The sequence below is a fragment of the Streptomyces sp. SID4985 genome, from assembly GCF_009863025.1.
Classification (GTDB): Bacteria; Actinomycetota; Actinomycetes; order Streptomycetales; family Streptomycetaceae; genus Streptomyces.
Window position 1 is genome coordinate 1 of the sequence record NZ_WWIR01000216.1, and the last position, 22,192, is coordinate 22,192.

The following is a 22,192-nucleotide window of genomic DNA, read 5'->3' on the forward strand; positions in this document are numbered from 1 at the left end:
GGTCTCGGCCTCCCGGCGCAGATCGAGCGCGGGGGCGACGGTCTCGGCCTTGCGGCCGCGCTCCATGCGCTGCTGGGCCGCGCGGTGCTCGCCGGACCGCTCCTCCAGCCGCGCGGCCCGCTGCCGGGCCTCGGTGAACCGGGCCTGCGCACGGGCGAGTTCACGCGTCTCGGCCAGCTCCCGCTGGGCCTCGGCATGGCCCGACTCGGCGGCGGTCAGCCCGCAGTGAGCGATGGTGAGGCGTTCGCGGACGGCACTGCGCGCGACGGCGGCGGCCGCGAGAACGGCATCGGCGAGCCCGGGGTCGCCGGGAGCGAGGTCGGGCAGCTCCATGGTGTCGCCCGCCGCCTGCTGCATCCGGTGGGCGTCCGCGAGCAGGGCGGTGTCGGCCTCGCGCACCCGTGCCTCGGTGGCCCGGCGCCGTTCCGCGAGCCGCTTCTCCACCTCCGCGAAGCGCCGGGTGTCGAAGAGGCGCCCGAGCAGCTTGCCGCGTGCCTCGGCGTCCGCGCGCAGGAAGCGGGCGAAGTCGCCCTGGGGCAGCAGGACGACCTGGCAGAACTGCTCGCGGCTCATGCCGAGCAGCTGGGTGATCTCCTCGCCGATCTCCTGGTGGGAGCGGCTGAGGTCCTTCCAGGCGCCGCGCCCGGCGTCGTACTCGCGCAGCCAGGTCTGGGCCTTGTCGAGCGTCGTGCCGGAGCCGCGCTTCTTGGCCCGCTCCCACGGAGGCTGCCGGGTGATCTCCAGGCGCCGCCCCGAGACGGTGAGTTCGAGGCGGACCTCGGTGCGCGTGCCCGGCTCGGCGTGGTCGCTGCGCAGGTGGGTGCCCTGGCCGTTCTGGCGGGCGCCGGGGACGGAGCCGTAGAGGGCGTAGCAGACGGCGTCCAGGACGGAGGTCTTTCCGGCGCCGGTCGGGCCGTGGAGCAGGAAGAGTCCGGCGGCGGAGAGGGCGTCGAAGTCGACGCTCTGAGTGGCGCCGAAAGGGCCGAAGGCGGTGATGTCGAGTCGGTGCAGCCTCACCGGGCCACCTCCCGCACGGTGTTGTCGGCGCGTACGGCGTCGAAGGCGTCGCGCAGGACGGCCGCCTCGCGCGGGTCGGGTCCGGTGCCGCGCACATGGGCGACGAAGTCCTCGGCGATCTGCTGGTCGTCGCGCCCGGCGAGGCGGCGGGCGTAGGAGACGGCGGGGTCGTCGGGGGCCCGCTCGGGGTCGAAGACGAGGCTGAGGGTGTGCGGGAAGCGGGCGGCGATGCGGGCCATGGGGTCGGCGGGGCGGATCGCGTCGGTGAGGGTGGCCTCGACCCAGGCGTTCTCGTGGCGGTCGAGGAGGGGGTCGGCCAGCAGGTCCTCCAGGGCGCCCCGGATGCGGGCGAGCGGGCGCGGGACCGGGCAGTCGAGGCGTTCGGCGGCGACCGCGCCGTCGGCGGCGAGGTCGACCAGCCACATGCTCTTGCGGTGGTCGGCCTCGGAGAAGGAGTAGGCGAGCGGGGAGCCGGAGTAGCGGACGCGCTCGGTGAGGGTCTGGCAGCCGTGCAGATGGCCGAGGGCGACGTAGTCGACGCCGTCGAAGACCCCGGCGGGTACGGCGGCGACTCCCCCGACGGTGATGTCCCGCTCGCTGTCGCTGGCCTGGCCGCCGGTGACGAAGGCGTGGGCGAGGACGACGGAGCGGGTGCCGGGCGGGCGACCGGCGAGGTCGGCGCGGACCCGGTCCATGGCGGCGGCGAGCACGGCCTCGTGCCCTGCCTTGGTCACGCCGAACTCGTCCTTGACGAGGGCGGGTTCGAGGTAGGGCAGACCGTAGAAGGCGACCTCTCCGTGGGCGTCCGACAGGACGACCGGGGTGCCCGCGGCGGAGGGTTCGGTGCGCAGGTGGATGCCCGCGCGGTCGATGAGTCCGGCGCCGACGCCGAGGCGGCGGGCGGAGTCGTGGTTGCCGGAGATCATAACCGTGGGCACGCCGAGGTCGGCGAGGCGGTGCAGCGCGTCGTCGAACAGCTCGACGGCGGCGAGCGGCGGCACCGCGCGGTCGTACACGTCCCCCGACACGACCACGGCGTCCACGACGTGCGCGCGCACGGCGTCGACGAGGTGGCCGATGAACTCGGCCTGCGCACCGAGCATGTTCACCCGGTGGAAGGACCGGCCGAGATGCCAGTCGGAGGTGTGCAGGAGTCTCATGATTCCCGAGACTAACGGGAGGGTCCGACAACGGGCTCCGCCGCTTGCGTACCGCCCGCCCCACACTTGACCGTTATGCCCGTTTCATCCCAATTGCCGGGCGCGGCCGCCCGCTTCCCCTGCTCAGACGTCGCCGTAGGCTTCGCCCCTCAGACGTCGCCGTAGGCTTCCCCGCCCAGCTCGAAGACGGCCGTCCCCGCCGTCGCGTCCGCGAGCCAGCCCCGGAAGGCGGCCACGTCGGCGTCCGGCAGGGCGATCTCGATCGTGACCGCCTCGCCGTAGCGCACATCACGCACCTCGCGCCCGGTGGAGCGCAGATCGTTCTGCGTCTTGCCCGCGCGCTGGTGGTCGACGGTCACCGTGGCCAGGCGGTAGCGGCGCCGGGTACGGGTGCCGACCGCGTCGAGGGCCTCGCCGACCGCGCCGCCGTAGGCCCGGATCAGACCGCCCGCGCCGAGCTTCACGCCGCCGTAGTAGCGGGTGACGACGGTGACGACGTACCGCATGTCGCGGCGCAGCAGCATCTGGAGCATGGGCAGCCCGGCGGTGCCGCCGGGTTCGCCGTCGTCGCTGGCCTTCTGCACGGAGGCGTCGGCGCCGATGACGTAGGCCCAGCAGTTGTGCGTGGCGTCGGCGTGCTCCTTGCGGACGGCCGCGACGAACTCCTGCGCCTCCCTCTCGGTGGCGGCCGGGGCGAGCGCGCACAGGAAGCGGGAGCGGTTGATCTCGGTCTCGTGCGTGCCCACGCGGGCCACGGTGCGGTACTCGTCCTGCATCCCGCCAGCCTATGCGGAGCGCCGCACTGGCCCGCGCCCCGGTGTGCGGGTGAGGATGCGGGGCATACGCGTCGAGCGATCAGGCGGCCGGCGTCCCGGTCGCCGTCCGAGGAGGCAGCACCGCATGACCCGCGTCCCCGTGCACCCCGACACCACCGGTGCTCCCGGGCGGCACGGCGCGCTCGCCCGGTGCCGGGCCTGGCTCCTGGAGGGCCTGAGCGAGCAGACCGCCCGGCACCCGGGGCCGCACCGCACCCCGCGCCCGGAGCAGAAGGGGCACACCTGGTGGCGGGTGATGTGCCTGACCGGTGTCGACTACTTCTCCACGCTCGGCTACCAGCCCGGCATCGCCGCCCTCGCCGCCGGGACGCTCTCCCCGCTGGCCACCCTCGTGCTGATCGCGCTGACCCTCTTCGGCGCGCTGCCGGTCTACCGCCGGGTGGCGCACGAGAGCCCGCACGGCGAGGGCTCCATCGCCATGCTGGAGCGGCTGCTGTCCTGGTGGTCGGGGAAGATCCTGGTCCTGGTGCTGCTGGGGTTCGCGGCGACCGACTTCATGATCACGATCACGCTGTCCTCGGCGGACGCGGCCGCACACGTGCTGGAGAACCCGTTCGCCCCGCACTGGATCGAGGGCGCCAACACCTGGATCACACTCGTCCTGATCGGCCTGCTCGGCGCGGTCTTCCTCAAGGGCTTCAAGGAGGCCATCGGGATCGCCGTCCCGCTGGTGGCCGCCTATCTCACCCTCAACGTGGTCGTGCTCGCGGCCTGCGCCTACCAGATCCTGAGCCGCCCGGTGCGGATCTCCGACTGGACGCACGCGATGACCGCCGCGCACTCCTCGCCGCTCGCCATGGTCGGTGTGGCCCTGCTGGTCTTCCCCAAGCTCGCGCTCGGCATGTCCGGCTTCGAGACCGGCGTCGCCGTGATGCCGCAGATCAAGGGCGCCCCCACGGACACCTGGGAGAACCCGGCGGGCCGCATCCGGGGCGCCCGCAAGCTGCTGACCACCGCCGCGCTGATCATGAGCTGTCTGCTGCTCCTGTCCAGCCTGGCGACGACGATCCTCATCCCTCAGGAGGACTTCAAGTCCGGCGGTCCCGCCAACGGCCGCGCCCTCGCCTATCTGGCCCACCGGTACCTGGGCGAGATCTTCGGGACGGTCTACGACCTCTCCACCATCACCATCCTGTGGTTCGCGGGCGCCTCCGCCATGGCGGGCCTGCTCAACCTCGTCCCCCGCTACCTCCCCCGCTACGGCATGGCCCCGGAGTGGACCCGTGCCGTACGCCCGCTGGTGCTGGTCTTCCTGGTCGCGGCCGTGCTGATCACCCTCTGGTTCCACGCGAGCGTGGACGCGCAGAGCGGCGCCTACGCCACCGGCGTGCTGGTCCTGATGCTGTCGGCGGCCTTCGCCTCCACGGTGGCCGTCCACCGGCGCCACCACGTGGGCGCCACCATCGGCTTCGGGCTGATCACCGCCGTGTTCCTGTACACCCTCGTCCTCAACGTGATCGAGCGGCCCGACGGCATCAAGATCGCCTCCATCTTCATCGTGGCGATCATGCTCACCTCCTTCGGCTCCCGCGTGCGCCGCGCCTTCGAGCTGCGGGCCACCGACGTGGTCTTCGACGAGGCCGCGCTGCGGATCATCGACGCGGCCGCCCAGCACGGCCCGCTCCAGCTGATCGCCAACGAGCCGGACGAGCACAGCGAGCGCGAGTACCGGGCCAAGGAGCAGGAGCAGCGGGTGCACACCCGGCTGCCCAAGGGCGCCGATGTGATCTTCCTGGAGGTGTTCGTGCGGGACTCCTCCGACTTCAGCGCCGAGATCACCGTGCACGGCGACGAGAAGCACGGGGCGCGGCGGCTGCGCGCGGACGGCCCCACGGTGCCCAACACCATCGCGGCCGTGCTGCTCGCGCTGCGCGACCGCACCGGGATGCCCCCGCACGTCTACTTCAGCTGGACCGAGGGCAACCCGGTCGGTTATCTGATCCGCTTCCTGGTCTTCGGCACCGGCGAGTCGGCCCCGGTCACCCGCGAGGTCCTGCGCCGGGCCGAGCCGGACCAGGAGCGCAGGCCCTGGGTGCACGTCGGCTGAACGGGGCTACGGCTCCCCGCGCGGGACCGTGACCGAGGTCAGCCGGGCCGCGCCGGGGGCGAGCGCCGTCCAGTCGGGGCCCGCCCAGTCCAGCACCGCGAGGGCCGAGGTGGGGAACTTGGTCCGCACCCGCTCCAGGGTGTCGCCCGCCGCCTCCCCCGCGAGCCCCGTGATCAGCCCCTCGAGTCCGGGGCTGTGTCCGATCAGCAGCAGGGTCCGCGCCTCGGGCGGCGTCTCGCGCACGACCTCGAGGAGACGGGCCGGGGACGCCTCGTAGATCCGCCGCTCGAAGCGCACCGGCGGCGGTACGGCCCACTCGGCGGCGGCCAGCTCCCAGGTGCGGCGGGCCCGTACGGCGGTCGAGCACAGGGCGAGGTCGGGCGGGGTGACGCCGAGCACGGTGAGGGCCCGTCCGGCGGCGGGGGCGTCCCGCAGACCGCGCGGGCCGAGCGGGCGGTCGTGGTCCGGAATCCCCTCGGGCCAGGCGGACTTGGCGTGCCGCAGCACGACCAGACGGCGTGCCGGACCGCTCACGCCGTGCCGCCCAGGCCGCTCGCGAGATCGAGGGCGAGGAGCCGGTCGGCGTACATGTACGTCTCGAAACGGGCGCCGTCGGGCACCCCGGGCGCCTGGGCGACCTCGCGCAGCACGGCCAGCACGCCCGGCAGATCGAGGTCGTCCTCCCAGGCCGCGCGCAGCCGCGTCCGTACCTCGTCCGGCACCGGACGCGAGGGCCGGTGCGCCCAGCCGGCCACGTCGGAGCGCCACCGCGAGACGGTCCGCGCGGCCTCGTCCAGCGTCGGACGGTCCAGGCGGACCGGTTCGGTGCGCGGGACGGAGAGCAGGGCGAGGCGGAGGGCGTCGGGGTCGTCGAGCAGCTCGGGAAGGGGCTCTTCGGCCATCCCCGTCCACTCCACCGGTGCCACGGCGAGCACCGGCCCGGCGCCGGGAGCGGAACCGTCCTCGCTCAGCACGTGCACGGTCTGTGCCTCGCCGAGCCCCGAGGCCAGGTCGCGGCTGTCCTCGAAGGGGCGGATGCCGAGGGTGGTCCCCGCGGTGCGCAGCTCGGCCTGTTCGCGGGGAGCGCTGAGCAGGGTCCACAGCGGGGTCCCCGCCAGTTCCAGGGCGCGCACGAGGAGGTCGGCGGTGAGGAGGATCCGTAGCGCGGTCAGGTCCAGGCCGGGCACATGGGCCTCGACGCGGGTCAGCCCGCGGCGGGCGGGGGTGGCGGGGACGGGCTCACCGGTCCGGGCGTCGAGGATGCGCAGCACGCAGCGAGCGTAGGCGTGCGAACGCCCGAACGCAGCACCTTGCGCCGATTTGGGCCACGTCGGTATCCGATGAGCGGCCCTTTCGTGATCCAGGCGGGGGAATCGGCGCGCGGGGCGCGTTGTTCGTGCCCACGGCACCGTTCCCGCCGAGAACCGAGGAGGCCGTCGTGTACGGCGACGAGGCGACGATCCGCAGCATCCTGACCGAGCTGGGCGACACCTGGGCGGTGGTCGGCCTGTCCGACAACCGCAGCCGGGCCGCGTACGGCGTGGCGCAGGTCCTCCAGCGGTTCGGCAAGCGGGTCGTGCCGGTGCACCCGAAGGCCGAGACGGTGCACGGCGAACAGGGGTACGCCTCGCTCGCGGACATCCCCTTCGAGGTGGACGTGGTGGACGTGTTCGTCAACAGCGACCTGGCCGGCGCGGTCGCCGACGAGGCGGCGGCCAAGGGCGCGCGGGCGGTGTGGTTCCAGCTCGGGGTCGTGGACGAGGCGGCGTACGAGCGGACGCGGGCGGCGGGGCTGAACATGGTCATGGACGTGTGCCCGGCGATCGAGATCCCCCGGCTGGGCCTCTGAACCCGGCGCGGGTTCCGCGGTCCGGCGCGGGTCTCGCGGCCCGGTGCCGGTCTCGCGGCCCGGCGCTCCTCTCGCGCCTGCGCACCATGCGCAGGTGACAGGTGCATGTTTGGGCGTTCGCGTCCACAATGTCCCCGTGGGCGCGGCCCGTCCACGCGCCGCCCGACGGAAGGGGACCGCCGTGAGCCACCGTCACTCTCGTCATCGTCACGCTCCGCACGCGGGCCCGCTCCACCGGCTCGCCCACCTCCTCACCCCGCACTCGCACGCCACCGCCGACCGGACCGACTCCGCCCTGGAGTCCTCGGCGCGCGGGCTGCGGGCGCTGTGGGTGTCGCTGGCCGTGCTCGGGGCGACCGCGCTGGCGCAGGCGGTGGTGGTGGTCGTCTCGGGGTCGGTGGCGCTGCTCGGGGACACCGTGCACAACGCGGCGGACGCGCTGACGGCCGTGCCGCTCGGCATCGCGTTCCTGCTCGGGCGCAGGGCGGCGACCCGGCGGTTCACCTACGGCTACGGGCGGGCGGAGGACCTCGCCGGACTCGTGATCGTGCTGACCATCGCGGCCTCCGCCGTGTTCACCGCCTGGGCGGCCGTGGACCGGCTGCTCGATCCGCGCCCGGTGGCGCAGCTGCCCGCCGTGGCGGGGGCCGCGCTGGTCGGCTTCCTGGGCAACGAGTGGGTGGCCCGGTACCGCATCCGGGTCGGCCGCGAGATCGGCTCGGCCGCGCTGGTGGCGGACGGGCTGCACGCCCGCACCGACGGGTTCGCCTCCCTGGCCGTGCTGATCGGCGCCGGGGGCTCGGCGCTCGGCTGGAGCGCGGCGGACCCGGTGGTGGGGCTCGCCATCACGGCGGCCATCGTCCTCGTCCTGCGGGACGCGGCCCGCGAGGTGCTGCGGCGGATGCTGGACGCGGTCGATCCGGAACTGGTGGACCGGGCCGAGCGGGCGGCACGGGAGGTGCCGGGCGTGCGCGGGGTGGGCGAGCTGCGGATGCGCTGGATCGGACACCGGCTGCGGGCCGAACTGGCCGTCCTGGTCGACGGGGAGGCCACCGCACGCGAGGCCCACGCGGTCGCCGTGGCGGCCGAACACGCCCTGCTGCACGCCGTACCCGGGCTCACCGCCGCCCTGGTGCACGCCGATCCGACACCGGTGCCCGGCGAGAGCGACCCGCATCTGCCGCTCGCCCACCACGCACCGGTCTGACCCGGCCCGGCTCAGCCGATACCGAGCCCCTCGATCACCACGGCGCCGGGCAGCTCCGCGAACACCTCGCCGGGCACGAGGAGTTTGCCCTGCCTGCGCCCGCTGCCGACGAGCACGTACGGCAGCTCCACCACGGCGGAGTCCACCAACAGCGGCCAGCTGTCGGGCAGTCCGATGGGCGTGATGCCGCCGTACTCCATGCCGGTCTCACCGGTCGCCGTGTCCATCGGGGCGAACGACGCCTTACGGGCGCCCAGTTGGCGGCGCACCACGCCGTTGACGTCGGCCTTGGTGGTGGAGAGCACCAGGCACGCGGCGAGCGTGGTCTCGCCGCCCCGCTTGCCCGCGACCACCACGCAGTTGGCCGACCGCTCCAGCAGATCGGTGCCGTAGTGCTCCACGAAGACGGCGGTGTCCGCCCACTGCGGGTCGGTGTCCACGTAGACGATCCGGTCGGCCGGGGTCTTGCCCTGCCAGTCGCGCAGGGCGGCGGCGACGGGTGCGGTCAGCCGGTCGAGGGCGTCCGGCGCCGGGAGGGCGGTGTCGAAGTTTCCGATGGGGGCGCGCATGACGGCACGCTAACAGCCCTGGTCCGGATGGTTCAGCGCACGGGCGGGACGGAGACGGTCATGACCATCTCCATGGGTACGTCACCCTCGTTGCCGTACGTGTGCGGGGCGTTGGCCTCGAAGGTGGCGCTCGCTCCGGCCGGTACGCGGTGCGGAGTGCCGTCCACGGTGAGGGTCAGCTCGCCCGAGGTGACGTGGACCAGTTCGACCGTGCCGGTGGGGTGCGGGTCGGAGGGGCTGCTCTCGCCGGGCATCAGCCGCCAGTCCCACAGCTCCAGCGGGCCCGGCGCCTCGGTGCCGGTGAGCAGTCGGCTGTAGCTGCCCGCCTCCGTGTGCCACAGGCGGACCGCCTGCTCGGCGGCGACGACCCGGACCCGCGGCCCGCGCTCGTAGTCGAGCAGCGTGGGCACACTCACGCCGAGCGCGTCCCCGATCTTGACGACCGTGCCGATGCTGGGGTTGGTGCGGGCCTGCTCGATCTGGATCAGCATGCCCCGGCTGACCCCGGCACGGGCGGCAAGCGTGTCCAGGGTGAAGCCGCGCTCGGTGCGCCAGCGTCTGACGTTGCGCGCCAGGGACTGGGTCAGCAGGTCGAGGTCCGACACATCACGTCCATTGGGTCCAGCGGGTTCGGCAGGAGGAGCGCGGGGGCCGATGCGCTGCACCCCGTCGTACACCGCACTGTACTGCGGGCGGCCCACGGGCAGCAGCGGGATACGGCGCCGGGCGGCACCGGTACGCGGGATCAGCCCTCCGCGTCCAGCCGGGCCAGCCGCTCGATCTGCTCCTCGTCCAGCTCGGCCAGCGCCCGGAACTGCGCCGGGGTCGACCCGTCCGGGGGCGGCACGGGCGCCGGGGTGCGCAGCGGGGGCTGCCAGCCCTCCTCCGGGGTCCAGCGGCGGACCACCCGGGCGGGGGCGCCCGCGACCACGGCGTGGTCGGGGACCGTGCCGCGCACCACCGCACCGGCCGCGACGACCACGTTCCGGCCGATCCGCGCGCCCGGCAGGATCACCGCGTTGGTGCCGATCCAGCAGCCGGGGCCGATCTCCACCGGCTCCATCCGGGGCCACTGCCGGCCGATGGGCTCGTGCGGGTCGTCGTAGGAGTGGTTGGTGGAGGTGACGTAGACGTACGGCCCGAAGTAGCAGTCGCGGCCGATGGTGACCGAGGTGTCCGCGATGACGTGGCTGCCGCGGCCGAGGACCACGCCGTCCCCGATGTTCAGGATCGGCTCGGGTCCGAGGTCGAGGTCGGGCATCAGCCCGGCGGTGAGGGTGACCTGCTCGGCGATGATGCAGTAGGCGCCGAGCCTGATCCAGGGCTCGCCGAAGACGGTGCCGAGCGGGAAGGCGAGCCGGGTGCCCTCGCCGATCGCGCCGAAGCGGAGGCGGCCGGGGTGCTCGGCGGAGACGGAGCCGGTGCGCCGCGCCCACTCCCAGACCGCGTGGACGGCCCGCTGGGCGAGGCCCTTCCGCCAGGAAGAGAAGGTGTTCTCGGTCTTCGGCACGCGCTCACGTTACTCACCGGTCGCCTCCGGCGAGGGGCCGTACCGCTGTGATCTTCACCCCATACGACAGCCCCCTGTGGCAGGAGGGGCCATGCACTAGCGTGCGCGGATACGCGACCTCGACGACTCGAAGAAGAGACGGTGGACCGGATGACGCACCAGCCCTTGATCGTGGGCATCGGCGGCAAGGAGCCGAAGATCGACCCGGACGCCTTCGTGGCCCCCATGGCCTCGGTGATCGGTGACGTCACGCTGGGCGCGGGGTCGAGTGTCTGGTACGGCGCGGTGGTGCGCGGTGACGCGGAGCGGATCGCCGTCGGCGCGGACGCCAACGTCCAGGACAACGTCACCCTGCACGCCGACCCCGGTTTCCCGCTGTCCATCGGGGAGCGCGTCTCCATCGGCCACAACGCGGTGGTGCACGGGGCGACCGTCGAGGACGACTGTCTGATCGGCATGGGCGCGACGGTCCTGAACGGCGCGGTGATCGGCGCGGGTTCGCTGGTGGCGGCCCAGGCGCTGGTGCCGCAGGGCATGGTCGTGCCGCCGGGCTCGCTGGTGGCGGGGGTGCCCGCGAAGGTGAAGCGGGCGCTGTCGGAGGAGGAGCGTCAGGGCGTCACGCTGAACGGCACGCTGTACGCGGAACTGGCGAAGACGCACCGGGCGGTGCACGAGTGAGGCATGGGACTGTACGGCGGTAGGACGCGCGGGGGTCAGTCCCCCGCGCCCACCGGCTCCGCCTCCGGGGTCTTCTCGGTGGCGGACTCGTTCCGCTTCGCCCGGCGCCTGACGATCAGCAGGGAGCCGATGCCGATGGCGAGGGCCACCAGGAGACCCACGTACGAGAAGCGCTTGAGCCAGTCCTCGGCGACGATGCCGACGTAGTGGACGACGGCGGTGGTGCCGCCCGCCCAGACGATGCCGCCGAGGATGTTGGCGATCAGGAACTTCCAGTAGGGCATCTGGAGCACGCCCGCGAGGGGTCCGGCGAAGATGCGCAGCAGGGCGACGAAGCGGCCGAAGAAGACGGCCCACATGCCCCACTTCTCGAACGACCGCTCCGCGGTGGCCACATGGGCCTCGCTGAAGTGTTTCGGAAGCTTCTTGGCGAGCCACGCCAGCAGGGGACGTCCGCCCTTGCGGCCGATCGCGTAGCCGATGGAGTCACCGATGACGGCACCGGCGGTGGCGCACGCGCCGAGCACGAACGGGTCGATGCCGGAGTGGCTGGAGGACATGAGCGCGGCCGAGACCAGCACGATCTCGCCGGGCAGCGGGATGCCCAGGCTCTCCAGGCCGATCACCAGGGCCACCACGGCGTAGACGGCGAGCGGGGGCACCGAGTCGAGCCATTCCTGGACGTGCACCGCCGGTTCCTCCCAGTCGCCGTCCCTGAGCGCGGGGGCCACGCCTGCTTCAGGGGTTCTCCGGGAAGGCTACCCGTTCGAGGAGTGCGGACGGCCTGCCTCCACCCGCCCGGGGGCGTGATCCGGGCCATGAGGGGCGCGGTGCGCGACTCAGGGGCGTGGGTCGCGGATCAGGGGCGTGGGTCGCGGATCAGGGGCGCGTGCCCGCCGGGCCCCGCGCCCCTGAAGTAACCCCCGACCCGTCAGCCGTTCGGCCGCAGGGTCCAGACGACCGTCATCTCGCCGGAGACGGAACCGTCCTCGCGCTCGATGGTGATGGCCACCGGGAACTCCGGCCGCTTGCCCGCGTCGAGGTCCGCGACGACGTCGGCCGCCGGGCGGCCCAGGGTGGCGGTGGCGGTGACCGGGCCGAGAGCCAGCTTCTTGTAGTCGATCTCGGCGCGCACCGCGAGCGGCACCGCGCGCGCGAGCTGCTCACCGAAGGCGGTCAGGACGATGGCGCCGCTCGCGGACTCGGCCAGCGTGAACATGGCGCCGGCGTGCGGTCCGCCGAGGTGGTTGTGGTACTCGGGCTGGTCCGGCAGCCGGAGCACCGCGCGCTCGGGGGTGACCTCGATGAACTCCAGGTTCAGGGTCCGCACCATCGGCACCGCGGCGGCCAGCATGTCGCCCATGGAGGCGCTCTCAACTGTCATGCACGTGATGTTACCGACGGGTAGCGAGCCTGACCAGTCCGAATCATGTCCATGGCGCATTAGGGTTGCTGGCCATGTGGCCAGGAGAGCAGCCGCCCGGGGGCGCGCAGAACCCGCAGCAGAACCCGTACCAGCAGCCGGGTTACCAGCAGCCGAATCCGTATCAGCAGCCCGGCTACCAGCAGTACCCGCAGGGCAGCCCCTACGGGCAGCAGCCGCAGTGGGGCGCGCCGCAGCCGCCGCAGCCGCCGAACGGCGGCGGGAACCGGACCAAGGTCGTCGCGATCGTCGCGGCCACCGCCGTGGTCGTCGCGGCGGCCGTGACCGGCTATCTGGTGCTCGGCAACTCCACCAAGGACGAGGCCCACGACGGCAAGGGGGGCAAGGGCGGCACCACCGCACAGCCGACCACGTCCGCCCCGTCCACCAGCGCGTCCACCCCGGACGACAACCCGCGCGGAGCCGACAGCACCGTGAAGCCGGTGATCGCGGGCTGGAAGGCCGTCGTCAACCCCAAGTTCGGCACCGCCTTCGACGTGCCGCAGGACTGGCAGCTGGAGTCCGTGGACACCTCCTACTTCATGGAGGACCGCGCCGACGACAACAAGCTGCTCACCTCCGTGTCCGCCCCGGCCGTCTACAAGTCCAAGTGGTGCACCTCCGACAGCGACCGGGACGGCCGCAGCGACGACACCTCACTGGCGGTCGCGGGCACCCGCGGCGAGAACGGCGCGAAGACCACGGCCCAGGCGGCGGTCGCCCGCGTGCCCTGGTACATCTACGGCGGCTACACCCAGCCCGACAAGAAGAGCATCACCTTCGACAAGCAGGCCAAGCACTACGTCACCAAGTCCGGCGTCGAGGGCGACTACGCGTGGGCGCAGTCGAGCAACACCCCGCAGACGGGCAAGTGCGCGAGCGACGGCAGGGCGATCTCGTTCGCGTTCAAGAACGCGGCGGACGACATCGTGTCGTTCGACTTCTACGGCGCCAAGGGCGTCAAGGGCGAGGTCGACACCGCGACGATCATGAAGATCCTCAGCTCGGTACGGCTGCACGGACAGCCGACCGGGAGCTGATCCGGGGCGCGCACCGCGCGGACGGGCGGAAGCCGGTGCCGAGAGGGCCGGGCCCGTCCGCGTGGACGCACGACGACGTCCGCGGCCACGGCCCTCAGGGCTGCCGGGGCTGCCGTGTCGGGATGCTCGACGTGAAGAAGAGCGCCAGCACGGAGGCGAACGCGAGGATCATGAGCGCGGCACGCAGCCCGTCCAGGCGGGCGGCCGCGTTCGCGTCCATGGCGGCCCGGGCGACCTCCTCGTCCGTGCCCGAAGCATCGAGGGCGGCCTTGAGCTGAGCGTCCGACAGGAACGTGACACCGTTCTGCAGCTCCACGGCCGTCCGCTGTTTGACCTCGGCGGGGAGCGCCGGGTTCTGCTCGATGCTCGTGAGGAAGGACGACGCGAGCACGGTGATCAGGACCGATCCGGCCAGCGCCGTTCCGATGGACGAACCCAGATTGGTCACCGCGTTCTGGATGCCGCCGACCTCCGCGCTCTGTTCCTCCGGCACCGCGGAGACGGTGACGGAACCGAGCTGGGACGCGAGCGCGCCCATGCCGGTCCCGACGAGCAGCAGCGGAAGCGTGACGATCTCCGCCCCGGCACCGGTGTCGAGCGCGGTCGTCAGGGCCACGGTCCCCACGAGGAGCGCGAGCAGCCCGAGGCGCACCGTCAGCCTGGGCGAGACGTCCGGGAGGAAGCGGGGGATCAGGGTCGCCGCCGCGAGCAGGGTCAGTGAGAGCGGCAGCAGCCGCGCACCGGTCGCGAGGGCGGACAGTCCCAGAGCGACGGACAGATAGAGCGGTACGGCGAAGAAGACGCCCATCATGACGAGGTACTGGAAGAAGAACATGGTCAGGCCGCCCCTGAGTTGCCTGCTCCGCAGGAGGGCGGGGTCGACGAGCGGCTCGCCCTTCCGCTCCACGACACGGGCCTCCCAGTACAGGAAGCACCACACCAGGAGCAGGCCCGCGAGCATCAGCCACATGACCGGCGAGAGTCCGAGCCATGCCGGGGCGTCGGGCTTCGGCCGCGCCCAGCCCCACTCGCCCGAGCGGAGCACGCCGTAGACGAAGGTTCCGAGACCGAGGGCGGACAGCACGCTGCCGACCAGGTCGACGCGGGTGGGCCCGCGGCTCGCCGCGTCGGAGATACGGCGGGCGAGGACCAGGATGCCGAGCACCACCAGGACCTCGGCGGCGAAGACCCACCGCCAGGAGAGGTAGGTCGTCGCGAAACCCCCGATGAGCGGGCCGAGCGCGATCGCCACCGCTCCCGCGGCCGCGACGAGCCCGTAGGCCGCGGCACGTCGCTCCACGGAGAAGTTCGTGGCCACGAGCGCCACGATCGCGGGCAGGATGAGCGCCGCTCCGATGCCCTCCAGGACGGACCAGCCCAGCAGCAGCACGGGGAGGTCGGGGGCGAGAGCCGTGGTGAGGGAGCCGCATCCGTAGATACAGCAGCCGATCACGAACGCGCGTCTGCGGCCGATCAGCGCCCCCACCTTGCCGCCCGGGATCATGAACATCGCCATCACCAGCGTGTAGGCCGTGATGGCGCCCTGAATACCCGTCACCGTCGTGCCCACGTCGTCGGCCACCGCGGCGATGGAGACGTTCATGACGGAGCTGTCGAGCGCCATCAGGAACTGGCCGGCCGCGAGGGTCCACATGACGAGCCGCGCCGTGGCCGGTCGAGCGGCTCCGCCTGCCCCGGATGTCATGGGCGAAGCATTCCAGCCGCGCTGAGACACTTCGCCCGGCCGGGCAGGCAAGTCAGCCGTTCGGCAGACAGGAACACGCGGCGGACCCGAGTCCGCTGCGGCGGAAGCCCCGCCGCCGGACTCGGGTCCTGTGTTACCCCTCAGCGGGCGTGACGGCTGTCGGCCTCGACACGGGCGATGGCTTCGGCCTCGGCATCGGCCAGCGCGATCGCGACACCGAACGCCTTGGCGATGTGGCTCGCCGCCGACATGACGCGCGCCGTGCCCACGATGGGGGCGATGGCGATCAGCAGGTCCTGCAGTTGCTCGGCGGTGAAGTCGGCCTTGAGCGCGGGGTCTATGTGCGCCAGGTAGGAGACCGCCGGGGCGTCCATCGCCACGAGCGCGGCGATGCGGCTGAGGATGAGCGTGTTGTCGTCCATGTGACAGCGCTCGAGGGAATCGAGGGTCATGGCGGCGATCGTGTCGATCACGGGGGCAGATGAGGTGGCCATGCTGAACCGCCTTCCGGTGCTGCGGGGAACGGGAACCGCCTCCCACCGGACGTGGGCCCCCCCGTCTCCGGCGGCATGCCTCCAGACTAACCACCAAGGACTCGTCGGTGCGTGCCGAGCCGGAGGGCCGCCGCACCGGCCGAACTCACGCCGGACGCGGGACCCGTGGCGCGGCGACGGGTCCCGGCTGGCTGACCGGGGCTTCTCGGCGCACCATGGACGGCACGGGGCGCTGCGATGTCCCGGGACCGGCCGCGGGAACGCCCGCCCGGTGCCCTCCCCCGCCCTCGTCGTCGTTCCTGAGGGTGCGGGGCCGCCCGCACCCCGGGGCGTGGACCCTTCCGGAGAGCCGCCGGAGGGACGACGAAGGGACAGCACCGATGAACCTCGCGTACGACTACCCCCTGCTGAACACCTTCTGGACCATGCTGTGGTTCTTCCTGTGGATCATGTGGTTCTTCCTGCTCTTCAAGGTCATCGTCGACATCTTCCGCGACGATTCCCTGCACGGGTGGGCGAAGGCCGGCTGGCTGGTGTTCGTGGTCCTGCTGCCCTTCCTCGGCGTCTTCGTGTACGTCGTGGCCCGCGGCAAGGACATGGGCCGACGCGAGCGCAAGCACATGACGGAGCAGCGCGCGGCCTTCGACGCCTACGTCAAGGAGACGGCGGGCGGGCCGGGCCCGAACAGCGCCGATCAGCTCGCCAAGCTCTCCGAACTCCGCACGCGGGGCGACATCACGCAGGAGGAGTTCCAGCGGGCGAAGGACATGGTCCTCGCGGGCGGCAACCCCCCGGAGCGTCCCCGGCCGGGAACGCCGTCCGCCTGACCCCGGCGCGGGTCACCCGATGCCGAAGGCTCCGTCCGGCGGCTCGGGTGAGGGTACGGCGTCCCCGTCCTCGACCGGGCGCGCGGTGCCGGTGAACTTCCGCAGCGCGGCGCCGTGTTCGACGCGGGCCGGGAAGACGTCGGCGGCGGTGCGGCGGGCCAGGGCCGTCAGGTCCAGGGGGCGGTGGGAGGCGAGGAGTACGGCGTTGCCGAAGCGTCGTCCGCGCAGCACACCGGGTTCCGCGATCAGTGCCAGCTCATCGAACAGGGCGCCGAAGGTGGCCAGTTGGGAGCGGAGGAAGGTGAACGGCGTGCCGTCCGCGAGGTTCGCCAGATAGACACCGTCGGGCCGCAGCACCCGCGCCGCTTCCGCCGCGTAGCCGAGCGAGGTGAGGTGGGCGGGGACGCGGGAGCCGCCGAAGACGTCCGCGACCAGGACGTCCACGCTGTCGTCCGGTGCACTCTCCAGCCAGGTCCGGGCGTCGGCGGTGTGGACCGCGATGCCCGAGCCCGGCGGCAGCGGAAGGTGCTCGGCGACCAGCTCCGCGAGACCCCGGTCGGCCTCCACCACGTCCTGCCGGGAGCCCGGCCGGGTCACGGACACGTACCGGGGCAGGGTGAGCGCGCCGCCGCCGAGGTGCAGCACGTCCAGCGGGCGGCCGTCCTCACCGGCCACGTCGAGGGCGTGCCCGAGCCGTCGCGCGTACTCGAACTCCAGATGCGCGGGGTCGTCCAGGTCGACGTACGACTGGGGCGCCCCGTCCACGGTGAGCAGCCAGGCCCGCTCCCGGTCGACGTCGGGCATCAGCTTGGCGGTGCCGTGGTCGACGGTCCTGGTCACGGGTATGGCTTCGGTCACGGAACCATTCTCCCCCGACCGGAGCCGTACCCGTGTGCGCGGGGACGTGTGCGCGGGGACGGCCGCCCGTCCCCGCGCACACCCGCGCTCACTCCACCGAGGTCACCGTCCCGGCGCCGACCGTCCGCCCGCCCTCGCGGACGGCGAAGCCGAGCCCCGGCTCCAGCGGGACCTCGCGGCCCAGCTCGACGGTCATCTCGACCGTGTCACCGGGCCGCGCGACCGCCGCCTCGCCCAGGTCGATGTCCCCGACCACGTCGGCGGTGCGGATGTAGAACTGCGGTCGGTAACCGGTCGTGACCGGGGTCGTACGGCCGCCCTCGCGCGCCGAGAGGACGTACACCCGGGCCGTGAACCGGCGGCCGGGCGTCACGCTGCCCGGCGCCGCCACCACGTGCCCGCGCCGGACCGCGTCCCGGGGCACCCCGCGCAGCAGCAGCGCCACGTTGTCCCCGGCCTGCGCCTCGTCCATCGGCTTGCCGAAGGTCTCCAGACCGGTGACGACGCTCTCCACCTCCGCGCCGAGCACCTCCACCCGGTCCCCGACCCGCACGGTCCCGCGCTCGACGGCACCGGTGACGACCGTGCCGCGCCCGGTGATGGTGAGCACGTTCTCCACCGGGAGCAGGAACGGCGCGTCCAGATACCGCTCGGGCATCGGCACATAGGTGTCCACCGCGTCGAGCAGCGCCTCGATGGAGGCCGTCCAACGCGGGTCGCCCTCAAGGGCCTTGAGCCCGGAGACGCGTACGACGGGTACGGCGTCGCCGTCGTAGCCCTGGGCGGTGAGCAGCTCACGGACCTCCAGCTCAACCAGGTCGGCCAGCTCCTCGTCGCCGACATCGGCCTTGTTCATCGCGACGACCAGGTGGTTCACGCCCACCTGCCGGGCGAGCAGCACGTGTTCGGCGGTCTGCGGCATGATCCCGTCGAGCGCGGAGACGACGAGGATCGCGCCGTCGAGTTGCGCGGCGCCGGTGACCATGTTCTTGACGTAGTCGGCGTGGCCCGGCATGTCCACGTGGGCGTAGTGCCGGGTGTCGGTCTCGTACTCGACGTGCGCGATGTTGATGGTGATGCCGCGCGCGGCCTCCTCCGGGGCCCGGTCGATGCGGTCGAACGGCACGAAGGTGCCGGTGCCGCGCTCGGCCAGGACCTTGGTGATGGCGGCGGTCAGGGTGGTCTTGCCGTGGTCGACGTGGCCCATGGTGCCGATGTTGAGGTGCGGCTTGGTGCGCACGTATGCCGTCTTGGGCATGGGAGTTCCTCGTGATGGTGATGCGTGAGGCGCGGGAACGCGCCGGACCCCGGTGACCCTCCGACCCTCCCCCTGCGGGGTCCGCCGGACGATCCGGAGAGGGTCAGCTTCGGGCGCCGTCGACAGCGGCCGCGAGGAACGGGACGGCAGCCTTCGGCGCATCCGCGACTGCGGATGCTGCGAGGAGGAAGGCGTACCGGAACATGACGCAGATCATCGCGGACGCGTCGCGCCACGTCGAACGGTTTTTCCCGGACGGGGTGCGCCCGACGGCCGCCTTCCGTACACCGATCACACCCCCGCGTCGGTTAGGGTCACCGGATACCCGCCGCCACCAACCGCTCTGGGGGCACCGCCATGGCCACTCCCCGGGCCACCGTCGCCGAATCGGCGCTCGCCGCCGTATCCGAATCGGTGCTCGTCGTATCCGAGTCGACGCTCGTCGTCTCCGAAGCGGCGCTCGCTGTTTCCGAACCGGCGCTCGCTGTTTCCCAACCGGCCCTCGTGCGCCGGGGATTGGCCGCGCGCGGCGCCGCCGTCCTCCTCTCGCCGTACGCCCGCCTGGCGTTGCTGCTGCTCCTGCTCGCGGGCGGCGCCGCATGCGTGCTGGCCTTCGCGCCACAGCAATTGCTGACGCGGCAACTGGCGCCGGGATTCAGCGGGTTGGCGGCGGCGACCGTGTTCGCGGTGGGGTACGGCCTGTGCACGGTGGCGTTCGTACCGCGCCCCCTGCTGAATCTGGCCGCGGGCGCGCTGTTCGGCACCCCGCTGGGGCTGACCTCGGCGCTCGCGGGCACGGTGTTCGGCGCGGGGCTGGCCTTCGTACTGGGCCGGGCGCTGGGCCAGGACGCGCTGCGTCCCCTGCTGCGCGGGCGCTGGCTGCGGGCGGCGGACGGGCAGTTGAGCCGGCACGGGTTCCGCTCGATGCTGGCGGCGCGGCTCTTCCCGGGCGTGCCGTTCTGGGCGGCGAACTACTGCGCGGCCGTCTCCCGGATGCGGCTCACGCCGTTCCTGCTCGCCACGGCGCTGGGCTCCATCCCGAACACGGCCGCGTACGCCGTCGCGGGCGCCCGCGCCTCGGCGCCGACCTCGCCCGCCTTTCTGATCGCGATGGCCTGCATCGCCGTACCGGCGCTGGCGGGGACGTGGGTGGCGTGGCGCAAACGGCATCATCTGAACGCCGGTTGACGCGACGGTTCGCCGTACTCGATCCCCGACGGCCGGGCGGCCCGGATGACCATCCCATGACCAACCCCCGATGATTGCTTTGCCATCGGGGCCCGCTACGCTGCCCCCGTCACATGATCACGCCTTCTTTTCCGAGCGCTTGGACCTGCTGTCGCCATGTCTTGGTTTGAATCCCTCGTCCTGGGACTCGTCCAGGGGCTCACCGAGTTCCTGCCCGTGTCCTCCAGCGCCCATCTGCGGCTGACCGCGGCTTTCTCGGGCTGGAAGGACCCCGGCGCGGCCTTCACGGCGATCACCCAGATCGGCACGGAGGCGGCGGTGCTGATCTACTTCCGCAAGGACATCTGGCGGATCGTGACGGCGTGGTTCCGCTCGCTGTTCGACAAGGCGGCGCGGGGGTCGCACGACGCGCGGATGGGCTGGCTGGTGATCGTCGGCTCGATCCCGATCGGTGTGCTCGGGTTGACGCTGAAGGACCAGATCGAGGGCCCGTTCCGCGATCTGCGGATCACGGCCACGATGCTGATCGTCGTCGGCGTCCTGATAGGCGTCGCCGACCGGCTCGCGGCCCGCGACGAGTCCGGCGCCCGCCACCGCTCCCCCAAGCAGCGCAAGTCCCTCGAGAACCTGAGCGTCCGCGACGGCCTGATCTTCGGCCTCTGCCAGGCCTGCGCCCTGATCCCCGGCGTCTCCCGCTCCGGCGCCACCATCAGCGGCGGCCTCTTCATGGGCTACCGACGCGAAGCCGCCGCCCGCTACTCCTTCCTCCTCGCCATCCCCGCGGTCCTCGCCTCCGGCGTCTTCGAGGTGAAGCACTCGCTGGGCGAGAGCGGCGACGTGTCGTGGGGGCCGACGCTGTTCGCGACGGTGATCGCGTTCGGCTCGGGATACGCGGTAATCGCGTGGTTTATGAAATGGATCTCAAATAAGAGTTTCATGCCTTTTGTCTGGTACCGCATCGCCCTGGGCATCGTGATCATCGTCCTGGTGAGCATGGGAGTGCTGAGCCCGCACGCGGCGGAATCCGCCGACTGACCCCGGGCGGCGGAGCGACATAACGCGCCCGTGGATCACGTGACCGCGCGGACGTTCGTCGACTCCTGGCTGACGGCGTGGAACGCGCACGACCTGGACGCCGGACGCCAACCCGGCGGGGGCCCGCTGAGTCCGCCCGGCTCCGTCACTCCTCTGCCGGTGAGTGACGCGTCACCTCGGGCTGAACCCCCAGCTGCGTGAACGCCCCCATGGGGTACGGCCGTTCCTCGGGCAGCAGCGCCGCCGCGCGATCGAGCCGTCCCGCCCGCACCTCCCCGTGCACCTCACGTGCCAGCGGCGTGACGTCCTCGATGCCCACGATCCACTCGTCGGCGTACCGCACCGCCGCCTCACCCCCGAGGCCGAGCTGCAACGACCGGTACGGCAGCGGTTCGAGGCGCAGGTCGCGCTCCCCGTCCCACTGCACGCGGGCGGGCGCCCGCCGCAGCTCCCGCTTCCAGGCGGACCGGCTCTCGTGCACGCCCCGCGTGTACTGCGACAGACAGGCGTTCCGCAGCGCCCATGCGAAGCCGTCCCGGATGATCTCGACGGCGAGGACGGTCTCCTGGCCCTCCTTGGTGGCCCATCCGCAGCGGTACATCATCCACAGGAACGACGGCTTGATCCACGTCATCCGGTCCCGCTTCCACGCCGACGGAAACCGGCCGTCGCGTGCCGCGGGGACGCCGATCCCGGGTGTGTACGCCTGGTAGACGGTGATCGTGGAGTCCGTGTACCGGGCCCGGACGCGGTGCTTCGGCTCGCTCATGGCGAATCGGTCGTTCATCGCGCCAGATTCGAACGTCGGCCGTATCCGTACAACCGAATATCCCCGGCGTGGGCAAGACCCCGGGCCTCTGTCGTAGATCGCCCACCCGGCGCACACTGGAACCAAGCCCAAGGAGTGGGGAGACTCCGGATGAGCGGTGCGTGGGATGCCGGGCGGTGGGTCGAGGGGCGCTGGCGGCGCTCCGGGGTCGCCGTGGTCGCGGGGATGTTGCCCGTGCTCGCGTTTCCGGGGCCCGCGTGGTGGTGGTTCGCGTACGTCGCACTCGTGCCGTGGATACTGCTGGCGCGGTCCGCGCCGAGTGCGCGCAGGGCGGCGTACGACGGCTGGTGCGGCGGGTTCGGGTTCCTGCTCGCGGTGCACAACTGGCTGTTGCCGAGCCTGCATGTGTTCATCTTCCTGATCGCCGCGCTGCTCGGTGCGCTGTGGGCGCCGTGGGGGTGGCTGGTACGCAGACTGCTGGGCGGGATGCCGTCGCCGGGGCGGTGCGCGGCGGCGACGGCCGTGCTGCCCTCGGCGTGGCTGGCGGTGGAGCTGGTCAGGTCCTGGCAGGGGCTCGGCGGGCCGTGGGGGATGCTCGGTGCGAGTCAGTGGGAGGTGGAGCCCGCGCTGCGGCTCGCTTCCGTGGGCGGCGTCTGGCTGCTGAGCTGGCTGGTGGTGGCCCTGAACGTGGCGGTCGCGGCGCTGATCGCGGTGCGCGCGGC

At 72.6% G+C, this 22,192-nt stretch carries 23 protein-coding genes and 1 pseudogene; 9 read left to right on the forward strand and 15 right to left on the reverse strand.

Annotated elements, in window-relative coordinates; translation table 11 throughout:
• From GTW40_RS08785 to GTW40_RS08795, 3 genes are all read right to left on the reverse strand, one after another.
• Positions 1-1,017 (reverse strand): AAA family ATPase (locus GTW40_RS08785; protein ID WP_161179599.1); only part of this gene is annotated, 1,017 nt, incomplete at its 3' end.
• Entirely contained in the window at positions 1,014-2,177 is a 1,164-nt protein-coding gene (locus GTW40_RS08790; RefSeq protein WP_161179600.1) for an exonuclease SbcCD subunit D, read from the reverse strand. The genes GTW40_RS08785 and GTW40_RS08790, both read right to left, overlap by 4 nt.
• 149 nt (positions 2,178-2,326) lie before the next feature.
• The gene (locus tag GTW40_RS08795) at positions 2,327-2,953 is read right to left on the reverse strand and encodes a YigZ family protein (RefSeq protein WP_161179601.1); all 627 of its coding nucleotides are present in this window, start codon (positions 2,951-2,953) and stop codon (positions 2,327-2,329) included.
• A 124-nt stretch (positions 2,954-3,077) separates the two neighbouring features.
• Here GTW40_RS08795 and GTW40_RS08800 point away from each other — a divergent pair, with 124 nt between their 5' ends.
• On the forward strand, positions 3,078-5,060 hold the full coding sequence (locus GTW40_RS08800; RefSeq protein WP_202485605.1) for an APC family permease: 1,983 nt from the start codon (positions 3,078-3,080) through the stop codon (positions 5,058-5,060).
• A gap of 6 nt (positions 5,061-5,066) precedes the next feature.
• On the opposite strand, the gene GTW40_RS08805 is transcribed toward GTW40_RS08800, so the two are convergent.
• Positions 5,067-5,594, reverse strand: coding sequence for a histidine phosphatase family protein (locus GTW40_RS08805; RefSeq protein ID WP_161179602.1), 528 nt, complete (start codon positions 5,592-5,594; stop codon positions 5,067-5,069).
• A complete protein-coding gene (locus GTW40_RS08810; RefSeq protein WP_161179603.1) occupies positions 5,591-6,331 on the reverse strand; it encodes a hypothetical protein in 741 nt (246 codons plus the stop codon). The genes GTW40_RS08805 and GTW40_RS08810 overlap by 4 nt, the downstream gene beginning before the upstream one ends.
• 167 nt (positions 6,332-6,498) lie before the next feature.
• On the opposite strand from GTW40_RS08810, the gene GTW40_RS08815 reads away from it, so the two are divergent.
• Complete coding sequence (locus tag GTW40_RS08815; protein WP_161179604.1) at positions 6,499-6,909, forward strand: CoA-binding protein; 411 nt, start codon at positions 6,499-6,501, stop codon at positions 6,907-6,909.
• Between the two features lie 181 nt (positions 6,910-7,090).
• A complete protein-coding gene (locus tag GTW40_RS08820; RefSeq protein ID WP_161179605.1) occupies positions 7,091-8,116 on the forward strand; it encodes a cation diffusion facilitator family transporter in 1,026 nt (341 codons plus the stop codon).
• Positions 8,117-8,127: 11 nt separating this feature from the next.
• Here GTW40_RS08820 and GTW40_RS08825 read toward each other — a convergent pair whose 3' ends face one another.
• The 3 genes from GTW40_RS08825 to GTW40_RS08835 all read right to left on the reverse strand — a co-directional run bounded on the left by GTW40_RS08825 (position 8,128) and on the right by GTW40_RS08835 (position 10,195).
• Positions 8,128-8,685, reverse strand: a complete 558-nt coding sequence (locus GTW40_RS08825; protein ID WP_161179606.1) for a YbaK/EbsC family protein — start codon at positions 8,683-8,685, stop codon at positions 8,128-8,130.
• Positions 8,686-8,717: 32 nt separating this feature from the next.
• Complete coding sequence (locus GTW40_RS08830) at positions 8,718-9,290, reverse strand: XRE family transcriptional regulator (protein WP_161179607.1); 573 nt, start codon at positions 9,288-9,290, stop codon at positions 8,718-8,720.
• Between the two features lie 140 nt (positions 9,291-9,430).
• Entirely contained in the window at positions 9,431-10,195 is a 765-nt protein-coding gene (locus GTW40_RS08835; RefSeq protein ID WP_161179608.1) for an acyltransferase, read from the reverse strand.
• Between the two features lie 150 nt (positions 10,196-10,345).
• On the opposite strand from GTW40_RS08835, the gene GTW40_RS08840 reads away from it, so the two are divergent.
• Positions 10,346-10,873, forward strand: coding sequence for a gamma carbonic anhydrase family protein (locus GTW40_RS08840; RefSeq protein WP_161179609.1), 528 nt, complete (start codon positions 10,346-10,348; stop codon positions 10,871-10,873).
• A 35-nt stretch (positions 10,874-10,908) separates the two neighbouring features.
• Here the strand turns inward: GTW40_RS08840 and GTW40_RS08845 are convergent, their stop codons facing one another.
• Together GTW40_RS08845 and GTW40_RS08850 are read right to left on the reverse strand one after the other, a co-directional pair.
• Positions 10,909-11,562 (reverse strand): DedA family protein, encoded by a 654-nt coding sequence (locus GTW40_RS08845; protein WP_161179620.1) that lies wholly within the window; start codon positions 11,560-11,562, stop codon positions 10,909-10,911.
• Between the two features lie 242 nt (positions 11,563-11,804).
• Entirely contained in the window at positions 11,805-12,257 is a 453-nt protein-coding gene (locus GTW40_RS08850) for a DUF4442 domain-containing protein (RefSeq protein ID WP_161179610.1), read from the reverse strand.
• A gap of 74 nt (positions 12,258-12,331) precedes the next feature.
• Between GTW40_RS08850 and GTW40_RS08855 the strand changes: the two genes are divergently transcribed.
• A complete protein-coding gene (locus GTW40_RS08855; protein ID WP_161179611.1) occupies positions 12,332-13,336 on the forward strand; it encodes a hypothetical protein in 1,005 nt (334 codons plus the stop codon).
• A 94-nt stretch (positions 13,337-13,430) separates the two neighbouring features.
• On the opposite strand, the gene GTW40_RS08860 is transcribed toward GTW40_RS08855, so the two are convergent.
• Positions 13,431-15,041, reverse strand: a complete 1,611-nt coding sequence (locus GTW40_RS08860; RefSeq protein ID WP_161179612.1) for an MFS transporter — start codon at positions 15,039-15,041, stop codon at positions 13,431-13,433.
• A 140-nt stretch (positions 15,042-15,181) separates the two neighbouring features.
• The gene (locus GTW40_RS08865) at positions 15,182-15,535 is read right to left on the reverse strand and encodes a carboxymuconolactone decarboxylase family protein (protein ID WP_161179613.1); all 354 of its coding nucleotides are present in this window, start codon (positions 15,533-15,535) and stop codon (positions 15,182-15,184) included.
• Positions 15,536-15,915: 380 nt separating this feature from the next.
• On the opposite strand from GTW40_RS08865, the gene GTW40_RS08870 reads away from it, so the two are divergent.
• Positions 15,916-16,362 carry an SHOCT domain-containing protein gene (locus GTW40_RS08870; protein ID WP_161179614.1) on the forward strand — a complete coding sequence of 149 codons (447 nt, stop codon included), beginning with the start codon at positions 15,916-15,918 and terminating at the stop codon, positions 16,360-16,362.
• Positions 16,363-16,374: 12 nt separating this feature from the next.
• Here the strand turns inward: GTW40_RS08870 and GTW40_RS08875 are convergent, their stop codons facing one another.
• Both GTW40_RS08875 and tuf read right to left on the reverse strand, forming a co-directional pair.
• Positions 16,375-17,220, reverse strand: coding sequence for a fused MFS/spermidine synthase (locus GTW40_RS08875; protein WP_161179615.1), 846 nt, complete (start codon positions 17,218-17,220; stop codon positions 16,375-16,377).
• An 88-nt stretch (positions 17,221-17,308) separates the two neighbouring features.
• Entirely contained in the window at positions 17,309-18,478 is a 1,170-nt protein-coding gene (gene tuf, locus GTW40_RS08880) for an elongation factor Tu (protein WP_161179616.1), read from the reverse strand.
• A gap of 357 nt (positions 18,479-18,835) precedes the next feature.
• Between tuf and GTW40_RS08885 the strand changes: the two genes are divergently transcribed.
• Positions 18,836-19,666 (forward strand): VTT domain-containing protein, encoded by an 831-nt coding sequence (locus GTW40_RS08885; protein WP_202485607.1) that lies wholly within the window; start codon positions 18,836-18,838, stop codon positions 19,664-19,666.
• 156 nt (positions 19,667-19,822) lie between these two features.
• A complete protein-coding gene (locus GTW40_RS08890; protein WP_161179617.1) occupies positions 19,823-20,701 on the forward strand; it encodes an undecaprenyl-diphosphate phosphatase in 879 nt (292 codons plus the stop codon).
• A gap of 145 nt (positions 20,702-20,846) precedes the next feature.
• On the opposite strand, the gene GTW40_RS08895 is transcribed toward GTW40_RS08890, so the two are convergent.
• Entirely contained in the window at positions 20,847-21,488 is a 642-nt protein-coding gene (locus tag GTW40_RS08895) for a DUF4291 domain-containing protein (protein WP_161179618.1), read from the reverse strand.
• A 132-nt stretch (positions 21,489-21,620) separates the two neighbouring features.
• Between GTW40_RS08895 and GTW40_RS08900 the strand changes: the two are divergent.
• Positions 21,621-22,192: pseudogene (locus GTW40_RS08900) on the forward strand (apolipoprotein N-acyltransferase); the annotation flags it as partial.